Consider the following 19,726-nt stretch of genomic DNA (forward strand, 5'->3'; position numbering starts at 1 on the left):
CAACGCACCCGACCGGCCCGGCCGGTTCCGGCAGTATACCGTCCGGTGCTCGACCTGGAAAAACGTTCTTATCCGGTGACTGATTCCGACACCAAAACCAGGCATTTTCCGTTGCTCATCGTCCTCAACGAGGCCGATGCAGGCATCGATCCCGGATGGATTGCGTCGCTGCGCCGCCAGTGGCCCGGCGAAGTCGCGGCCTGCCAGGCCCCGCAGGCGGCCGGCGACCTGCGCGTGCTGCCCGGAACCCGCGGTCCGTGGTGGACCTGGCTGGGCGACGTCGATGCGGCAGCCGTCAGCGACGGCGTCGTGCTGCTGGCGCCGGGCCTGGTCCTGCCGGAGCGCTTCGCCGATCGGCTCGCGCACCTGCTCGAGGCCCCCGACTGTCCGCCGCTGCTGACCCTGCCCGGCAATCACCAGGCCGGCCTCGACCCCGCCGGCGGTCTGCTCGAACCCGGCGATCAAATCGACGCCCTGGTGCAGGCTGCCGCCGACCTGCGCTGGTCACCCGTGCACCTGCGGCCCGAGCGCCTCGCCATCATTCCCGCCGGCCGCATGCGCGAGGCCGTTCGCGAGGCCGAGGACGGCCGCTGCTGGGTCTACGACGGCGGCTGGTGTCAAGACCCGCTGGCCGAGGACGATCGTGGTCCCGACACGCCGGATCTGCTTGCGGCCCTGGGGCACCTGCGAACCGCCGTCGAAGCGCTGGCCAAGGCGGACGAAGCCCCTCCCCTGCCCCTGTTCGGCTTCGACGATCGCCCGGTCGTTCTGCACATCAGCCACGACTGGGGCGGCGGCGTGGCGCGCTGGATCGCCGACCTCGTGGCCGCCGACGAGACCCACGACCACCTGGTGCTTTCCGCCGGTGGCCGTACCGACGGCAAGGTTCACGGGCAATGGTTGAAGCTCTACGCCGCCGGGCCGGGCAGGACCTGCGTGCGCGAGTGGCCGCTGGTGCCGGCCATCGCCGGCACGCAGGCCGAGCACGCCGGCTACCGGGAGACTCTCGAGACGATCATTCGACGCTACGGCGTGGCGCGGGTCGTCGTCTCCTCGCTGATCGGCCACAGCCTCGATGCCCTGGCCACCGGCCTGCCGACCGTCGAGATGCTGCACGACTACTACCCGGCCTGGCCGGTGCTCGACCGGGACCCGCTGGCCTTCGCGAACGAAGCCGGCCGGATCGATCTGGATCGCGCCATCGCCAAGGCCGGTGAAGGTTTCCTGTTCGCCGAGCGACGCGCCCAGTCCTGGCGCGATCTGAGCGGCGACTGGCTGGCGGCCGTCGAGCGGCACGATGTCGCCCTCGCCGCGCCGGCCAACCACGTCCTTGCGCGCTGGCGCCGCCTGGTCGACGACCCGCTGGCGAAGGCGCGCGTCATTCCCCACGGCTTTGCCGGCTGGCCCGCCGACGCACCGGTGATCGAGCCGCGCGCCCTGGCCGACGGCCGGCTCAACCTGGTGGTCGTCGGCCGTCTCTCGCCGGGCAAGGGCCTGGGCCTGCTGGAGGCCGCCCTGGACGGGCTCGACAAGCATGCCCGCGTCACCCTGATCGGCTGCGGCCACCACGGCATGCGATTCTTCGGCCGGCCCGGGGTCGACATCGTGCTCGACTACGACCACGAGTCGTTGCCACGGCAGCTGGCGCGCGTCGGCGCCCAGGCCGTGCTTTTTCTTTCCACCGTCGCCGAGACCTGGAACTACGTGCTCAGCGAAACCCGTGCGCTGGGCCTCGTTCCCCTGGCCACGCGCACCGGCAGTTTCGTCGAGCGCATCGAGCACGGCGTCGACGGCCTGCTGTTCGAACCCGACCCGCAGTCGCTCGCCGACGCCGTCGCGCAGCTGCACGCACAACCCGAGCGCCTGGATGCGCTGCGCGCCGCGCTGCCCGACGAGCGATCGGTCGGCGAAGTCATCGCCGACCTCGACCAATCCAGCGGTTCGGCGATGGCGAGGCGGCCGGTCGCGGCGAGACCGGCCCCGCTCGACGTCCAGCGGCTGTCCGCGGCCTCGGCCAGCTTGACCGACGCTCGCAGGATCGAGGCCGGCCTGGTGGAGCAGGTGCGCGCTCTGCGCGTCGACCTGGCGGACCGGACCGACTGGGCCCGCAAGCACGAGCGGCTGGTCCAGGAACGCACCCGCTGGGCCCGGCGGCTCGAATCCGAAGCCGAGGGGCTCAAACGCCAGCTCGAGGCGACCGAGCATGAACGCCAGCTGGCCGCAAGCGACGCCGAAGCGCAGCGGGCCCGGGCGGAGCATCTCGATAGCGAGCTGGAAACCATCTTCGCCAGCCGTTCCTGGCGACTGACCCGCCCGATGCGCGTCGCCAACCGGATGGCGGCCAACGCACGGCGACGCCGCGTCTACAACCCGCTTCGCTGGCCGCGGCTTCTGGCACGGCTCGTCCACAATCTTCGGCTCTACGGCGCGCGAGGCACGCTCGCATTGATGCAGCAGGGTGCGCATCCCTCGGCCGAACAACCCGAAGGCTTTCAGCCGGTCGAGGCACCGCGCGAAACGCTGCACCCGGTCTCGCTCGACGCCGTCGAGGATCCGCAGGTCAGCATCATCGTGCCGGTTTTCAACAAGGCCCACTACACTTCGGCCTGCCTGAATTCCATTGCCGAGCACGGCGCGCAGGGAAGCTTCGAGGTTATCGTCGTCGACGACTGTTCCAGCGACGAAACGGCCGACTACCTGGCCGACTGCACGGGCGTAAAGGTTGTTCGCAATGCCCGCAACAGCGGTTTCATCGCCAGCTGCAACGCCGGTGCCCGGGCCGCCCGCGGGCGCTACCTGGTCTTTCTCAACAACGACACCACGGTGACCACCGGCTGGCTCGAAGCCCTGGTTGGAACCTTCTCGAGCCTGCCCGACGTCGGCATCGTCGGCGCCCGCCTGATCTACCCCGACGGGCGCCTGCAGGAATCAGGCGGCATCATCTTCAGGGACGGATCGGGTTGGAACTATGGCCGTGGCGACCAGCCCGAGCGTCCCGAGTACAGCTTCGCGAGCGAAGCCGACTACGTCTCGGGCGCCTGCCTGGCCATTGAACGGGAGCGCTTCAATCGGCTCGGCGGTTTCGACAAGCATTACGCCCCGGCCTACTACGAGGACACCGACCTGTGTTTCCGGGTCCGCGAACAGGGTCTGCGCGTGATCTGCCAGCCGGCCTGCACCATCGTCCACCACGAAGGCATCAGTTCCGGCACCGACGAATCATCCGGGACCAAGCGCTACCAGGCGATCAACCGCGAAAAGTTCCTGCAGCGCTGGCAACAGCGGCTGCAGGCGCAGCCCGAGCCGGTTGCCGGGCCCGAAGCCGTGGAGGCCGTCTACCGGGCACGGCATCACCGCTGTCGCGGCCATGTGCTGGTGATCGATGCCACCACCCCGGAACCGGACAAGGACTCCGGCTCGATGCGCATGGTGGCAATGCTCGGCATTCTCCGCGATCTGGGCTGGCGAGTGAGCTTCATGCCCGAGAACCTGGCCTGGGTTCCGCGCTACACCGCCGAGCTGCAGTCGCTCGGAATCGAGGTGCTGCACCACCCCTGTGTACAGGGTATCGAGCCCTGGCTGGCCGCCCACGGAGCGCGCATCGATCTTGTCATGGTCAGCCGCCACTACGTGCTCGATCCCCTGCTGCCGGCCATCCAGAAGCATTGCCCCGCGGCGTCCGTGGTCTTCGACACCGTCGACCTGCACTTCCTGCGCGAGGAGCGCATGGCCGAGATCGCCGGCGACGAAAAGGCCGCACGCATGGCGCAAAAGACGCGCGAAGGCGAACTGGCCCTGATTCGCCAGGCCGATGCGACGCTGGTGGTCAGTCCGGTGGAACAGGCGCTGCTGCAGGAGCTGGTTTCCGACGCCAATGTCCGGGTGCTTTCGAACATCCACCGGGTCCACGGCCGCCGGCGCGGCTGGGCCGAGCGGCGCGACCTGATGTTCGTCGGCGGCTTTCAGCATCCCCCCAACCTCGATGCCGCCGAATGGCTGATCGACGAAATCATGCCGCTGGTCCGTTGCCGGATTCCCGAAGCGAAACTGCACATCATCGGCAGCCGCATGCCCGAAGGCCTGCGCGAACGGCGAAGCGAAGGCGTGGTCATGCACGGATACGTCGAAGACCTCACGCCCTACCTGGAAGGCTGCCGCCTGTCGGTCGCACCCCTGCGCTACGGCGCCGGCGTGAAGGGAAAGGTCAACCAGGCCATGTCCTGGGGCCTGCCGGTCGTGGCCACCGCCTGCGCCGCCGAGGGCATGTACCTCGAAGACGGCGAGGACGTGCTCCTGGCCGACACCACGGAAGCCCTCGTCGAGGCCATCGTGCGCGCCTACAACGACGAAGCCCTCTGGATGAAACTATCCGAGGGCGGCCTGGCCAACGTCGAAAAACACTTCAGCTTCGACGCCGCCCGACGGGCCATCAGCGAGTTGATGGAACCCGAGAATCAAAAAAACCCTGGGAACGCAAAGACGCAAAGACGCGAAGAATAAAAATCAAAATGCCCAGCAAAAGAACATGCATGGTCGATATCGGCTTTAAACCTCTGGGCCGTGATCAAGCCATTGAAGACTTCTCCAACCGTCAACTCTTTCTTTATCTTCCATAGTTTCTCGATCTTTCTTTGCGTCTTAGCGTCTTTGCGTTTATAAGATTTTCCCTGCCAGCTAGCGCAACCGCCGAGCATCGGTGATGCTGGGAATCGCCTGCAGGCGGCTGAGCAGCGTCGAGAGCTGGTCGAAGTCTGCGACCTGGACGGTCAGTTCGATCTTGACCTCATCGCCGCTCTCTGCATGCTGCGCGTTCATTCCCGTCACGTTGACTTTCTCCGAAGCGAGCAGCGTGCCGATGTCCTTGATCAGTTCGCGACGATCCCAGGCGCTGACGACGATCTTCGACGGGTAGCGACTGCGTGAACCACTCGCCCACTGCACGTCGAGCACGCGCTCGGGCTGTTGCCGCTGCAGGTTGAGAAACTGGCGGCAGTCCTGGCGGTGAATGCTCACGCCGCGGCCGCGCGTGATGTAGCCGGCGATGGCATCACCCGGAACGGGCTGGCAGCAACGCGCCATCTGGTGCATCAGGCTGCCCACGCCCTCGATGCGCACATCGTCGTCGCCGCCGGTCTCGACCGGACCGCGCTTGAGAGAAATACCCTCGCTTTCCTTGCGCTCTCGTGCATGCAGGCGTTCGACCGCCTGGGCGACCTGGGTGGCGGTCACGTCGCCGGCGCCGACGCTCACGAACAGGTCGTCGACGCGGGAGGCGTTGAACTTCTCCATGACCCGGCGGATCTCGGCGACATCCAGGTCAAGCCGACGGAACTCGGCTTCGATGGCCTGCTTGCCGGCGGCCATGTTCTCTTCCTGGTTGGCCTGGCGGAACCATTGCCTGACTTTGGCGCGGGCGCGCGCCGTGCCGATATAGCCCAGCCGGGGCACGAGCCAGTCGCGCGACGGGCGCGGCTCCTTCGCGGTGAGAATCTCGATGCGGTCGCCGTTTTTGAGCGGGTAGGTCAGCGGCACGATGCGTCCGTTCACCCGCGCACCGCGGCAGCGATGGCCCACTTCGGTATGGATCAGGTAGGCAAAATCCAGGGGCGTGGCGCCGGCGGCCAGGTCGCGCACCTCGCCCCTGGGCGTGAGCACGTAGACGCGATCTTCGGTGGTGAGGTTCTGAAAGCTTTCCAGCAGCGCCTCGTCATCGCCCTCGTCATCCTGCCCCTCCAGCAGCTGACGCATGACGCCGATACGTTTCTCCAGCGCGTCGTCGCGCGGGCCGCCTTCCTTGTAGCGCCAGTGCGCGGCCACGCCAAGCTCGGCGTGACGGTGCATGTCGTGGGTACGGATCTGCACTTCCACCACCCGGCCGCTGCTGGTGCTCACGGCCGTGTGCAGCGACTGGTACAGGTTGGCCTTGGGGTTGGTGATGTAGTCGTCGAACTCGCCCGGCACCGGCTGCCAGCGCGTGTGGACCAGGCCGAGCGCGGCGTAGCATTGCTCGACGCTGTCGACCAGCACGCGCACGGCGCGCACGTCGAACAGTTCGTGGAAATCGAGTCCCTTGCGCTGCATCTTGCGCCAGATCGAGTAGATATGCTTGGCCCGGCCGCTGACATCGGCCTGGATACCGGTTTCTCCGAGCAACTGGCGCAGGCGATTCATGAACTGTTCGATGAAAGCCTGGCGATCGGAACGCTTCTCCGCCACCAGGCGACTAATGCGCTGGTAGGTCTCGGGCTCGAGATAACGGAAGGACAGATCCTCCAGCTCCCACTTGAGCTGCCAGATGCCGAGGCGGTTGGCCAGCGGCGCGTGGATCATCTGCGTCTCGCGCGCGACTTCGCGCCGGGTCGCCTCGTCGACCTCGCGCGCCGCATGCAGGCGCGCGATCTGCCAGGCCAGCGCAATCAACACCACTCGAACATCAGCCACCAAGGCCATTAGCAACTGCCGCAAGCCCTCCGCGCGCGAGTGATCGTCTGGCAGGTAAGTTCGACCGAAAAAGGTCAGGGTTCTGAGCTGCTCGAGCAGCGCGACGACCCGCCGATCGCAGTCGTCGGGCAGCGCGGACTTGCCATCTGAATCAAGGACCAGGGGCAGGAGAATTGTGGCCTCTACAACCACGGGATCGGGCGCGATGCGCGCCAGCGCATCGAGCGCACCATGCACAAGGCATAGGACTTGCTCCGCACCATCGCCAACGCTGTCGACCAGAACGCCGATGCGAGAACGCAGCTCCATGACGGGAAACTCGCTGCGTCGATGCGACTGCTCGTCGATCCAACGATCCAGTGCGCGTCGCTCGGCGGCAACTCTGCGACTCACAACCATGCTGTGTGTGTGCGATTCATCGCCGGAGCATAACCGACCCGGTGCCCGGCAGGATGACGCAAATCGTCAGGCGGACCCATAAGCTCGGGCGCGTCCCGCAACATCCTCCAGCATTTCCGCTGACGTCCGTTTACGCTTGCACCGCCGGAAATCCCTGCTCGGGGCGTTCCGCCCGGCCTACTGGGCCGACGTAACCTCGAAGCTCGTGCTGTCTTCGAAAAAGATTGAACTCGCGGTGGTTCCCACTGCTCGCAGGGTATAGCCCGAACCGACCTGGCTCGAGTCGAAGCTGAGGCTGTCGAACAGGGCCTCGCCATTGCTCACTGTCATATTGGCCAGATTCGAATCCACGGTCGTTCCATTCTGCCTTAGGCGAAGCTGGACATGAGTTGAGGAATCATCTTCCACCCAATTTTCATTTTCGTCGACAACGCGCACGACCACCCCCGGCGACATGATCTCATCGGCAGCGACGTCACTGGGCTGCTCAAAAAAGACCAGATCGGAGGGAGCCCCGGGCACGAACTCAAGGGAAACCGATTCCGTACCGGCACCGGTCACGGAGAACTGGATCTGGAAGGTATCGGCAATGGTGGAGGTCGGCGTAAAGCTTGCCTCGCCGTTGATGTCGGTGAACACACTTCCGGGCAGAGAACTCAGTCCGCCGTCGTCGGACACTTCGACGGCGACGCTGTCGACGGGGTTTTCATAGGAATCCTCGACCAAAACGCTGATCAGGGCTGAGTCTGTACCGTCGGCGATGGCCTCGGCATCGAGCGCAGCGGCAACGAAAAATGCGGGTGGACCTGCTTCGAAGGTTACCGTGCCGCTTCCGCTGAGCGTTCCCGAAGAGAACGAGACCGTGTAGTCGTCGGCGCTTTCCGTCGTGGCCGTGAACGTCACTTCGCCGGACTCATCACTGTCGCCGGTAGTCGGCGAGGTGAAATTCAGCCCGGCCTGATCGTCGACGTCCACGGTTTCGTAGGGCACCGGATTCTGGCTGCTGTCGAGTACCGTGACCGTGATCGTGACCTCGTCACCTACTTGTGTCGTCGGGGCGCTTACGTTCAGGCCCGCGGATTCGCCGATAACGGTCATCGAGGCCTCGTCGACGGCGAAGGGCGTGCCGGTAGCGAGCGGATCGGCCACTGTACCCGCGTGCAACCGGATCGATTCGCCGCTGATGGAATCGACATCGACCATACGCTCGATAGTGAAAGTAAGACTGCCCCCGACAGCCAGGTCACTGCCTCCGGAGTTCATCTCCTCGAACCGTAGCGGGCCCGTTCCACTGCTGGCCGGACACACGGCACCGCCGGTTTCGGAGCAAGTCCACGTCGTGCCAGTCAACGCAGCGTCATACACCCCGAGATTCTCGGGGAACAACTCCTGGAGCGCGGTGGTCTGGAGCGCGCCGGTGCCGGTATTGCTTACAACGAGGTCATAGCTGACGGTCTGACCGGGAGTCACGAAGCTGGGAACATCCTGGTACTCCAGGCTGAGCGACCGAGCGACTTCCAGTCGATCACCGAAAATCAATCCGGGCGGTTCGGGGATGCTGGAGGAAGCCATCCCGAACAATCCGAAGACGCCCTGACTCGAGCGATAGAAACATTGCTGATCCGAAGACGGATCGATCGTCAGGGTCAGAGGGTCCAACGAGTACGCAAGGAATCCATTCAGGTTGAACTGGTCGATGACGACGTGGCCGTTGGGATCAAGCACCTCCATCGAGACTGCCGACGACGGGGCAGTCAGATCGAAGCAGAAGAACGGTTCATCGTATTCCGGAGCAATCACACCGGCATCGAAACGAACCACGCCCGCCCCGAGGTCGTAGGTCAGGACTTCGTCCTGCGCCTCCTCGGTAATGAGCGGAATCACAAGGATTTCGCTACCCCCGTCCACAACCAAGGACAGATCGCTGGTCACACGTGGTGTATCAAGCTGCCCCAGCGCCGATCCGCTGACGACTACGGCAACGATGGCAACGGCGGCATTCAAAAGGAAGTTGCGAGCAGATGCGTTCACGGTCGGGATCATTCCACAATAGATGGTCACAACAACATTGTATCCGTTCGAATAGCAAAAGGACCATGCGTAGGGCATAAAAGTTCCGTTAATTCAGGCCCTTCTGACGCTACTTGAGAACACCATCACGCAAACTCAGTCCTCTCAGACGGCGCACTCCGCCCAGACTTCGGACAGGCGCTTGCGCGAGGTTTTTTGTGCGGTTCCCAGTTTCTGCGCAAAAACCTGAACTCGGTACTCTTCGATCAACCAACGGTAGGCATCCAACTCGGGCGTGTACCAGCCCGCCTCGAGCTGCGAAAGGTAGCGCTGCCACCAGGGCTGCACTTGTTCCATGCGCTGCCGATCGCGCACGGGATCGAGTTCCAGTGCTTCGAGCCGCAGGCGCAGCGCCTCCAGGTAGCGCGGATAATGCCGCAGGCGGTCGGCTTCGATATCGTCGAGGAAGCCGGCGTACATCAGATCCTCGAGTTGGCTGCGCATGTCCGCGACCGCGGCCGGCACCGCGGTGTCCAGGCTATCGAGCCACATGGACAACTCGTGCCACGTTAGCAGGCATTTATCGACAATTTTCGCCAAATCGCCATAATTTCCAAGCATTTCCTGACGAACGGCGACCGCAAGGCGACCAAAGGCCTCCCCGTCCCGAACCGACCAGGGTTGCTCGAGAAGGTCGCGCAGCGCCAGGTTGCGCAGCGCCTCGGTCAAGGTGGCGATATCTTCCACGCGCGTCCAGGCCAGCTGCGCCTCGCGCGATAGTTCGTGGTTCTTCCTCAGGTATTTCCACTTGTCGCGAAGCGATGCCCGCAGCAATACGAGCAGCCCGTCACGATGCGCCAGGCGGGCGTCTTCCTCGGTATCGAACAGGCGCACACCCGCGCGATCGCCCTGGTCCACCACGGCCGGCCATGCGCGGTGTCCACCCCGGGTCGTGATCTCCTCGGGCAGCTCGGGGAAGTCGTCCGGCCCCAGGCCGTCGCGTTGCCACTGGCCGGCCTGGCGCTGCATGAACTCGCGCCGGGCCCGCTCGCTGAAGCGCTCGATGAGCGTTTCCGGGTCGCGACTCTGGCCGATGACCCGGCCCGCCTCGTCGAACACCCGCACCAGGAAGTTCAGGTACCGGGGCAGCTTTTCGAGCTTGAAGTCGTCCGGCGTCACCGTCATGCCCGACATCCGCGTCAGCTCCTCGGACAGGCGCTCCAGCAAGGCGCCGTCGGGCGGCCCCAGGGACTCGACCGCGGCCCGTCCGAAATCGGCGGCCGGCACCAGGGAGCGTCGTTTCGACTTGGGCAGGCTGGCGATCAGAGCGGTCACCTTTTCCTCGAGCAGGCCCGGAACCAGCCACTGCAGGCGCCCGGTATCGAGCCGATTGAGCAGGTGCAGGGGGCAATCGAGCGTGACCCCGTCGTTGTCGGCCGCCGGATCGAAGTGGTAGTGCAGGCGGAATTTCTCCGGGGCCATCGCCAGGGATGCAGGGAACGCCTCCTGCCCGGCCAGCGGCGCGTCGTCGCGCAGCAGCGTGGCGCGATCGAAAAGCAGCCGCTCGCGCTCGGCCGCTCCGAGTTTCTCGTACCAGCGGGCGAAGGCCCGGGTGGTAAAAATGTCGGGCGGCAGGCGCTCGGCGAAAAACGCTTCCAGCTCGGCCTCCGCCGCCAGCACGTCGCGACGTCGACGCTTGTGCTCGTGCTCGGACAGCTCCCGCTTGAGCTCGGCGTTGCGTTTCAGGAAATCCGCCTTCGAATGGATCTCACCGCGCACCAGGGCATGGCGAATGAAGATCGAGCGGGCCGTGTCCGGATCGTGTGGGCCGAAATGCACGCGGCGATTCTCGACCAGCACCAGGCCGTGCAGGCTGAGCTGCTCGTAGCCCATGACGCGGCCCGAGCGCTTGTCCCAGTGCGGATCGAACACCCGGCGCTTGAGCAGGTGCGCGCCCTGTTGCTCGAGCCATTCCGGCTTGACCGGGGCGACCATGCGGGCATAGGGACGGGCCGTCTCCACCAGCTCGGCGGCCATGATCCAGCCCGGATTGCGGCGGGCCAGGACGGAACCGGGGAAGATGCGGAACTTGTGACCGCGCGCACCCTGGTACTCGCCGGCCTCCTGGTGCTGCCCGACCATGCCCAGCAGTCCGGCCAGCAGACTGCGATGCACGGCTTCGGGCTCGGCTGAACCGGCTTGACCCGTTGGCCAGCGCTCTTCGCGGGCAATCTGCCTGAGCTGGCCGTGCAGCTGCCCCCACTCGTGCAGGCGCTGCGGGGCGAGGAAATGCCTGCGCGCCAGTTTGTCGGCCTGGCTGCGGGAATGCCTGGCGCGAGCTTCCTGCCACCATCGCCACAATTCGAGCAGCGTGAGAAAGTCCGAGCCCTGGACCACGAACTGCTGGTGGGCCTGGTCGGCGGCCTGCTGCTGGTCCAGCGGACGATCGCGGACGTCGGCGATGGAGAGTCCGGCCACGAGCACGAGCAACTCGGCGAGGGCGCCGCGCTCGGCGGCTTCGATCAGCATGCGGCCGTGTCGGACATCGACCGGAAGGCGCGCCAGGGTTCGCCCCCGCTTGGTCAGGCGTCTATCGTCATCGACGGCGCCCAGTTCGAACAGGCTCTGCCGGGCCTCACCGATCAGTCGCTTCGGCGGCGCATCGATGAAGGGAAAATCCTCGGGGTCGCCCAGGCCGAGGGCGAGCATTTCCAGCACCACGCCAACCAGGCCGGCGCGCTGGATCTCGGGGTCGGTGAATTCCGGACGCGAGCGGTAATCGGTCTCGTCGAACAAGCGAACGCAGGTGCCCGGGCCAACCCGGCCGCAGCGCCCCGCGCGCTGGTTGCAGGAAGCCTGCGAGACCGGCTCGACCGGCAGGCGCAATACCTTGGAATGGGCGGCATAGCGCGAGATCCGCGCCAGGCCCGAATCGATCACGAAACGGATGCCGGGCACGGTCAGGGAGGTTTCGGCCACGTTGGTGGCGAGCACGATCCGCCGGCCCTTGCCCGGCCTGAAGATCCGGTCCTGGCTGGCCGAGGGCAGGCGGGCGTAGAGCGGCAGCACCTCGGTATGCGACAGCTGGGCGCGCTGGAGCGCGCGCGAGACCTGGAAGATCTCGCGCTCGCCGGGCAGGAAGACGAGGATATCGCCGCGCGAGTCGATGCGGCTGACGGTGTCGACAGCCCGACGCACCTGTTGCGGCAGGTCTTCGCTCTCCTTCGGCTCCTGGTACTGGATATCGACCGGGTAGCCGCGGCCCTCGACGGTGATCACGGGTGCACCATCGAAGTGCTCGGCGAAGCGCTCGGTGTCGATGGTGGCCGAGGTGATGATGATCTTCAGATCCGGCCGGCGCCGGGTCAGGCGCTTGAGGTAGCCGAGCAGGAAGTCGATGTTGAGGCTGCGCTCGTGCGCCTCGTCGATGATCAGGGTGTCGTAGGCGTCGAGCAGGCGGTCGCGGTGCACCTCGGCCAGCAGGATGCCGTCGGTCATGAACTTGATGTAACTCTGGTCGGAAACCCGGTCGGTGAAGCGCACCTGGAAGCCCACTGCATGGCCCAGTTCCGTGCCCAGCTCCTCGGCCACGCGGCGCGCCACCGAGCGGGCGGCGATACGCCTGGGCTGGGTGCAGCCGATCAGGCCGCGCTCGCCGCGGCCGGCATCCAGGCACAACTTGGGCAGCTGGGTCGACTTGCCGGAACCCGTCTCGCCGGCGACGATCACCACTTGGTGCTCGCGGATGGCCTCGATGATGTCGCCGGCGTGGGCGGCGATCGGCAGGTCGGGCGCCTCACCGGTATCGGGCCGGCCCTCGGCCCGCAACTGGCGCTGCGCGCGCGAGTCGTCCAGCAGCTGCCGGTACTCGTCGAGCAGACGCTGTCGCTTGTCGTCCGGGCCGCGGAAACGGGCCAGCTGCTTGTGGCGCCGCTTCAGTCCGGCGATGTCGCGCTGCATCACGGCCCGGGGTTCGAAAATGGGGATGTTGGACATTGGCGATATTTTCGCAGATCAGGGGTTGGTTTCAGGTTTCAGGTTTCAGGTTTCAGGTTTCAGGTTTCAGGTTTCAGGTTTCCGGGTTCCGGGTTCCGGGTTCCGGGTTCGGGGTTCGGGGTTCGGGGTTCGGGGTTCGGGGTTCGGGGTTCGGGCGTCACGATTCGCGATCACCCAGTGATCTTCGAGCAGCCAACGGCACGCACTGCGAATTGCTTTTCGGCAACCCATCCCCGGCCTTCTCCAAACGCACCTGAACCCTGAAACCTGAACCCTTCCCTCGCCTAGAAACCCGCAATCTCGAACGACCCGGGTGCTACGCTACGGCGAAAGAATCAACACAGCCCGCAATCGACCATGAATTTCACCAGCGACAACGAAGCGCCGGCGCATCCGGCGATGATCGAGGCGATCAGCGCGGCCAACGAAGGCTTCGCGACCGCCTATTCCAACGACATCTACAGCAAGCAACTCGATCAGCGCTTTTCGGAACTGTTCGATACCGACTGCCACGTCCTGCCGATCGCCACGGGGACCGCGGCCAACTGCGCGGCCATCGCCGAGCTGAGCCCGCCCTGGGGCGCGGTACTTTGCCACCAACTGGCCCATATCCACAACGACGAGAACGGCGCGCCGGAATTCTTCTCCGGCGGCGCCAAGCTGCTGCCGCTGGCCGGCGACAACGGCAAGCTCGATGCCGAAACGGTCGCGGCGACCATCGACAGCGCGGGCGCGCACGGCGTGCACAACGTCAAGCCCTCGGTGGTCTCGATCACCCAGGCCACCGAATGCGGCACGACGTATCGCCCCGACCACGTTCAAGCCATCGCCGAGGCTACCCACGAGCGCGGCCTGCACCTGCACATGGACGGTGCCCGATTCGCCAACGCCGTTCGCTATCTCGACTGTCATCCGGCGGAGACCACCTGGAAAGCCGGCGTGGACGTGCTCTCTTTCGGAGCGACAAAGAACGGCGCGCTGACCGCCGAAGCAATCGTGGTGTTCGGCCACCCGGAGTGGCTGGAAGGCATGGCGCGCCGCCGAAAGCGCGCCGGCCACCTTCTGTCGAAGATGCGCTACGTCTCCGCGCAACTCCTGGCCCAGCTCGACGACGACCTGTGGCTGGAACTCGCCGGCACCGCCAACGCCCGGGCCGCGCAATTGGCTGCCGGCATCGAATCGAGCCCACACGCTTCGCTCCACTGGCCGGTCGAGTCCAACGAGGTGTTCATGAAAGCCTCACCCGAAAAGCTCGCCGCGCTGAAGGAAAAGGGCTTTCTCTTCCACATCTGGCCCGGCCACGACGACCTCGCCAGGCTGGTGTGCTCCTGGGCGACCACGGAGGACGACATATCGGCCTTCCTCGTGGCCCTGGGCTCGTAGGCCCCGCTCGCGTCCCCGTCCTTGAGCGCCGGTGTTGTTTCGGATTTGGTGCTTCGGGTTTCGAGTTTGCTCTAACGTCCGACGTGCTTACCGCCGGTCCAGCCGCCTGACTTGAGCACTTTTTCGCCGAGCGCCTTCGGCCCGTCTTCCAGATCGGTGGCCATGGAGTCGTTCCAGCGATTGAGAAAGCCGTACAGGCACACGGCCGCCAGCAACTCCACGATCTGTTCGTCGCTCCAGTGCTTTTTCAGGCGGGCCATGAGTTCCTCGTCAACGGCGTTGGGGACGCTTCCGGCGGCCAGGGCGAAGTCCAGCGCCGCACGCTCGGCCTCTGAATAGTGTTCGGAAGTCTGGTACTCCCACAACGCTTCGAGCTTCGCTTCGGGCAGTCCGCTGATCCCGGCGGCCACCAGGGAATGCGCCTCGCAGTACTGGCATCCGGCCGCACGGCTGGCGAAGTGGGCCAGCAGGCGCTTGAAGGCAGGATCGACGCTGCCCTCGGGATCCATGATCGCTTCCGTCAGTTGGCCGAATGCCTCGACGATCTTCGGCCGCCGCTGAAGCGTCAGGAGGCTGTTGGGCACGAAGCCCAGGATTTCCTCGAAGTGCCGAAAGGTATCACCCAGCTCCGGGGTATGATCTGCAGGCAAGGGATCAATATGCGCCATTAGAGAATCCACGCTCAAAATTGCAACCAACCGACACTATAACGCCATGATCCAGCCGTGGGCGGTCCCCCTGAAACCTTGAACCTGAATCCTGAAACCTTTCTTCCCCATGCCCCACGACCAGCCTGTCATCCCCGTCACCAGCCGCGACGGCCATCGCTTCGAACTGATCCACGTCGCCGCCGAGCGCCCGCGACACACGATCCTCTTCCTGCCCGGCATGGGCCTGAGCGCGCGCCTGTTCATCCGCTTCTCGCGCGCGCTGGCCGGGCTGGGGGTCAGCGTGTTCATCCACGAATGGCGCGGCAACGGGTCGTCGAATCGACGGGCCTCCCGCCAGTCGAACTGGGGCTACCGCGAACTGCTGGACGACATCGACTCGGCCCGGCATGCAGTGGCCGAGCAAAGCGGCGGCGAGTACCTGCTCGCCGGCCACAGCCTCGGTTCCCAGTTCGCCTGCCTGAGCGCGGCGCAGGATCCGGATGGTTTGCGCGGGCTGATCGTCATCGCCGGCGGGTCGCCCTACTGGCGCGCATTTGAGTGGCCGATGAAAGGGGTGATGATCGCCACCATGTTCGCCTTCCCCGCGCTCGGGTCCGTCTTCGGCTATTACCCGGGCAAGCGCGTCGGCTTTGCGGGCAACGAGGCGCGCGACGTGATGGCCGACTGGGCACGCAGCGCGCGATCCGGGCAATACCGACCATCGGGAGTCGAGGTCGACCTGGAAGCGGGCCTGCGGGCACTGGAGCTGCCGGTGCTGGCGCTCGACATGGCCGATGACTGGTTCGTGCCGGCCGGGTCCCTCGATTGGCTTATGGGAAAGCTGGAGGGGTGTGAGGTCACAAAAACAGTGATCGAGGCCCAGGGCGAAAAGCAGAAGGCCGATCATTATGCATGGATGAAACGACCCGAGGCGACGGCGGAGGCGATCAATCGGTGGCTCGGTGCCTCTGAGAGGTAAGGTACAAGGGATTCACGTTGAAAGCACGAAACTCGAAGCACCAAATCCGAAACAAATTCGAAATTCCAATGTTCGAATGACCGAAACAGAACCGCTGCCCTGGTTCAGGCCTCATTGCTCGTCCAGCATCGCCGCCACCAGGCGCGCGTACATCCGCTCCTTGACAGAAGACGGCTCGGCCAGGCCCAGGCGATCGAGCTCCTCGGCATAGCCATCCGGCCGTCCTCGCCATAGCGCTCGCAACAGGCTCATCTTGCTCTTCGATAACCGCTTCAGCTTCTCGAGCGCGGGAATCAGGCGCTGCTCGACTTCGGTGAAGTCGCTGCCGAAGGGGTAATCGGAAAACATCGGCCGATAGTCGTCGAATGCCCGCTCGAGACGCTCCGGGCTGTTGTCGCGGGCGGCTGCCGGCACTTCCCAGTCGGCATCCAGCTTGCCGGCCTTCCTGGCCCGCTCGACCAGCTCGTCCTGGAAGCGAGCATCCATGATGCAAACGAGCGCCTTGATGCATTCCTCGTCCGTGCGCCCGCGCAGCTCGGCGATGCCGTACTCGGTCACGACCAGGTCGCGCAGGTGCCGGGGTATGGTCGTGTGCGGATACTCCCAGACGATGTTCGAAGAGACCTCCCCGCCGCTGCCGGTGCGCGTCGAGCGCAGCATCAGCACCGAACGCCCGTCGTCCATGGCGTGCGCCATGGCCACGAAGTTGTACTGACCGCCCACGCCGGAGACCACCTGGTGGTCGGCCAAACCGTCGGAAACGGCCGCACCGGTTGCAGTGACCATCATGCATGTATTGATGAAACAGGCGTGCCGGCGCTGCGCGATCTCCAGCGCCTCCCGGCCACCGTATAGCTGGTTGATGCGCCCCACGCCGTGCATGCGGAAGCGGGGTCGTTCAGAATCGTCGAGATCCTTTAGGAAGCGATAGAACTCGCCACTGCCCAGGAAGAAGCCACCGTCCATGAGGGCGCCGCTGCCGGCCTGCTCGACGACTTCGCCGGCATTGACGCGCTGCTGGACCTCGAGGTCGTCGAACACCTCGCGCGCGAGAATGCCGGCGCGGTAGAGATGCATGAACCCGTCCATGAACATCTCGCTCGCTCCGTAGATGCCCTCGTCGAAGCGGTCGAGATGCTCAATACCAGCTGTCGGCGCGTCGAGCCGATCGACCAGTTCACGGTAGACCCGGTTGTCGTCCTGGCGATGAATCATGGCGTTGACCAGGGCATCGCTGAGAGAGCCGATGCCGATCTGCAGCGTGCCGCCATCGGCCTGGAGACGGGATGCGTGAACGCCCACGGCATGATCCTGCAGTGAAACCTGCGTGCGCGGTACGGCGAACAGCCGCTGCCGCGGATCCTCGTTGACGATCTCGTCGAAGAAATCGGCCTCGACCACGGCATCGCCGTGCATGAAAGGCAGGTCTGGATGCACCTGGCCCACGGCCATCCAGGGCCAGTCGGCCTGAGCGCGCAGGCGGGCTACGACATCCAGGGTCACGTCCGGATTGCACGACAGGCTGTAGCGCTCCCGCTCGGGTCCCGAGACCAACTGCAGCAGCAAATTGATGCCGCGGTCGACCAGGTCGCGGGCCACATGCGTGTAGTTCGACGAGACGTAGTGGCGCTGCATCGTCGCATTGCCGAGTGCCGCCCCCGACTGGAAATAGAATTCCGTGATCGTGACGTTGTCCGGCACCCGGCCGCTGCGCTGGTCGCGCACGTAGTCCAGTTGCGGATAGTCGGCGCCGAAAAGCCGTTCGACGACCGGATCCATCAGGCGCTGCGCAAGCCAGTGGGACGACTGCGGCAGGTCCAGCGACAGGGCCGTGACGATCTCGAGCTCCAGCTCTGAATCCTCGCGGGCGCGAGCGTAGAGGGCATTGACCAGCCGGTTCGGCTTGCCCAGCCCCAGGGGCAACCCAACCACCAGCCGCCGCCCGACGCGCTGGATAATGCGATCGATCAGATCTTCATACGATGCCGTAGTATCCGGATTCAAGCCTTCTCGCCCTGTTCTCACTGTCGATGGAATGCGGGCAATCGCCGACTACCCACGAACACTATCCTCGCATACCACGCAGCAAGCCACCGTTTCCGTGAGCCGCTGTGATCAGGACACTCACAGCCAGCCTGTTCGCAGCAGCAGTTGCGTTTCGATCATTCGAATTTCGATCATTCGTTGTGTTTGGTCCTTGGTGCTTGGTACTTGGGATTTAGATTCCCGATCCACTCCCTCGATGCGGGACAATTGCAGATACCCTAGCGGAACTCCAGCATTCATCCGATCACGCCGACCACACTCATGCACTACTACCCGCTTCTGAAAAGCATTCACATCCTGCTGGCACTGACTAGTGGCATCGGCTTTGCGCTACGCGGGTTCATCCGAATCGTGCTGCAGCGTCCGCTGCCCCATCGCGTCTGGAAGATCGCTCCGCACGTCATCGATACGCTGCTGCTCGCGTCCGGCGTGGCCCTCTGGATCACGGTCGGGTGGCCAGTCCTGTCCTGGCTGGGTGTGAAACTGCTGCTGGTGCTGGCCTACATCCTGCTCGGCATGGCCGCGTTCAGGGCCGTCGGGCGCGCTCCCTCGCGCGCAAGCGGGCTGTACGTGCTCGCGCTGATTGTCTTCCTGTGTATCGCGGCCCTGGCACTGCACAAGCCGCTTTGACCAGGCGGGCGAACGGCGCGAGCAACCAAAAAAATGCCCCGGCAGAGCCGGGGCAGCCAACAACGCATGAGTCGTCAACGGGAAGGGGGAGACTGACGACTCAAACGCCCATTGGAAAAGCAAATCATGTTCTGGCTTCTAGCTTCAGGGAGTTGCCACGAATCCATGTTTGCTCGACCCCCGAACCAGCGAGTGAGCGACCTCGCGGTTCGAGACTGGCAGGAAGGCGACCAGGTATTCCTCGGCCACGCTTTCCTTGATCTGGTGAACCACGACATGGGTGCCAGCGGAATCGACGACCACTTCGGCCACGCCCCAGGCATTGGCCGCGGCAGCGCAGCCCGAACCTTCGCCGGCCGATCCGCTGCCGGAGCCGGCGACTTCGGTGGCGGAACCGCTGCCGGAGCCGGCCACGTCCGATCGACCCCCGACGCAACCTTCGCCCGCAGCGCCGCTGCCGGAACCGGCGACCATCGTCTGCGCGCCGCAACCCTCACCGGCGCTGCCGCTGCCCGAGCCGGCCACCATCAGCGAGGACGATCCGAAACAGCGCTCGCCGGCCGATCCACTGCCGGAGCCGGCCACCTCCGTGGAAGAGCCGCTGCCCGAACCGGCGACTTCGGTGGATGAACCGCTTCCGGAACCGGCCACTTCGGTCGAGGAACCGCTTCCGGAGCCGGCGACCATCAGTCCGGGAGCCGGCCGACAGTTCTCTCCGGCGCTGCCGCTACCCGAGCCGGCGACCATCAGCGACGATGAACCGCTGCATTTCTCGCCGGCCGATCCGCTGCCGGATCCGGCGACCATGGGCTCGAAGGCTGCGCCGGAGCCCTTCGGCCCGACGGCCGAATAAAGCGCGATCCGGTAGTAGCCCGAATCGTCGAGCATGTCACCCCGGCCCACGAGGATGCCGTCGCTGCCATGGACCGACACGAACACTTGGTCGCCGCCGGCGGAAACCAGCACCTCGGGTTCGCTGGCGGTGGCATGGGCGGCAAACAGCGCCGCGGCCGCGAGCGAAAGCAGCGGCCACTTCCCACGCCGGCTGCCTGTTCCGGACTTCTCGATACCGGTTCCGCTCTTCTCGATACCGGTTCCGCTCTTGCCGATGCCCGTTCCGGACTTTTCGATTGCATTGATCATGGTTAACTCCTCGAGCTTTTTCTCAATTGAATTTGGGGGACGACCGGTT

At 65.2% G+C, this 19,726-nt stretch carries 10 protein-coding genes; 4 read left to right on the forward strand and 6 right to left on the reverse strand.

Annotated features, from left to right (window positions below; translation table 11 throughout):
* Positions 1–111 precede the first annotated feature (111 nt).
* The gene (locus tag ACDC67_RS09315) at positions 112–4,500 is read left to right on the forward strand and encodes a glycosyltransferase (RefSeq protein WP_376692545.1); all 4,389 of its coding nucleotides are present in this window, start codon (positions 112–114) and stop codon (positions 4,498–4,500) included.
* A 174-nt stretch (positions 4,501–4,674) separates the two neighbouring features.
* On the opposite strand, the gene ACDC67_RS09320 is transcribed toward ACDC67_RS09315, so the two are convergent.
* From ACDC67_RS09320 to hrpA, 3 genes are all read right to left on the reverse strand, one after another.
* Positions 4,675–6,834 (reverse strand): RelA/SpoT family protein, encoded by a 2,160-nt coding sequence (locus ACDC67_RS09320; protein ID WP_376692546.1) that lies wholly within the window; start codon positions 6,832–6,834, stop codon positions 4,675–4,677.
* Between the two features lie 183 nt (positions 6,835–7,017).
* The gene (locus ACDC67_RS09325; protein ID WP_376692547.1) at positions 7,018–8,871 is read right to left on the reverse strand and encodes an Ig-like domain-containing protein; all 1,854 of its coding nucleotides are present in this window, start codon (positions 8,869–8,871) and stop codon (positions 7,018–7,020) included.
* A 144-nt stretch (positions 8,872–9,015) separates the two neighbouring features.
* Complete coding sequence (hrpA, locus tag ACDC67_RS09330; protein ID WP_376692549.1) at positions 9,016–12,846, reverse strand: ATP-dependent RNA helicase HrpA; 3,831 nt, start codon at positions 12,844–12,846, stop codon at positions 9,016–9,018.
* Between the two features lie 357 nt (positions 12,847–13,203).
* Between hrpA and ACDC67_RS09335 the strand changes: the two genes are divergently transcribed.
* Positions 13,204–14,229, forward strand: coding sequence for a threonine aldolase family protein (locus ACDC67_RS09335; RefSeq protein WP_376692550.1), 1,026 nt, complete (start codon positions 13,204–13,206; stop codon positions 14,227–14,229).
* A gap of 71 nt (positions 14,230–14,300) precedes the next feature.
* Here the strand turns inward: ACDC67_RS09335 and ACDC67_RS09340 are convergent, their stop codons facing one another.
* Positions 14,301–14,879: a carboxymuconolactone decarboxylase family protein gene (locus ACDC67_RS09340; RefSeq protein WP_376692552.1), complete on the reverse strand. Its 579-nt coding sequence runs from the start codon at positions 14,877–14,879 to the stop codon at positions 14,301–14,303.
* Positions 14,880–15,006: 127 nt separating this feature from the next.
* On the opposite strand from ACDC67_RS09340, the gene ACDC67_RS09345 reads away from it, so the two are divergent.
* Complete coding sequence (locus ACDC67_RS09345; protein ID WP_376692554.1) at positions 15,007–15,858, forward strand: alpha/beta hydrolase family protein; 852 nt, start codon at positions 15,007–15,009, stop codon at positions 15,856–15,858.
* 111 nt (positions 15,859–15,969) lie between these two features.
* Here ACDC67_RS09345 and ACDC67_RS09350 read toward each other — a convergent pair whose 3' ends face one another.
* A complete protein-coding gene (locus ACDC67_RS09350; RefSeq protein ID WP_376692555.1) occupies positions 15,970–17,862 on the reverse strand; it encodes an acetyl-CoA hydrolase/transferase C-terminal domain-containing protein in 1,893 nt (630 codons plus the stop codon).
* A gap of 303 nt (positions 17,863–18,165) precedes the next feature.
* Here ACDC67_RS09350 and ACDC67_RS09355 point away from each other — a divergent pair, with 303 nt between their 5' ends.
* Positions 18,166–18,534, forward strand: a complete 369-nt coding sequence (locus tag ACDC67_RS09355) for a SirB2 family protein (protein ID WP_376692557.1) — start codon at positions 18,166–18,168, stop codon at positions 18,532–18,534.
* Positions 18,535–18,678: 144 nt separating this feature from the next.
* Here ACDC67_RS09355 and ACDC67_RS09360 read toward each other — a convergent pair whose 3' ends face one another.
* A complete protein-coding gene (locus ACDC67_RS09360) occupies positions 18,679–19,677 on the reverse strand; it encodes a hypothetical protein (protein WP_376692559.1) in 999 nt (332 codons plus the stop codon).
* Positions 19,678–19,726 lie beyond the last annotated feature (49 nt).

Origin of the sequence: Wenzhouxiangella indolica (genome assembly GCF_042310355.1) — a bacterium.
In the GTDB taxonomy this organism is placed as follows: domain Bacteria; phylum Pseudomonadota; class Gammaproteobacteria; order Xanthomonadales; family Wenzhouxiangellaceae; genus Wenzhouxiangella.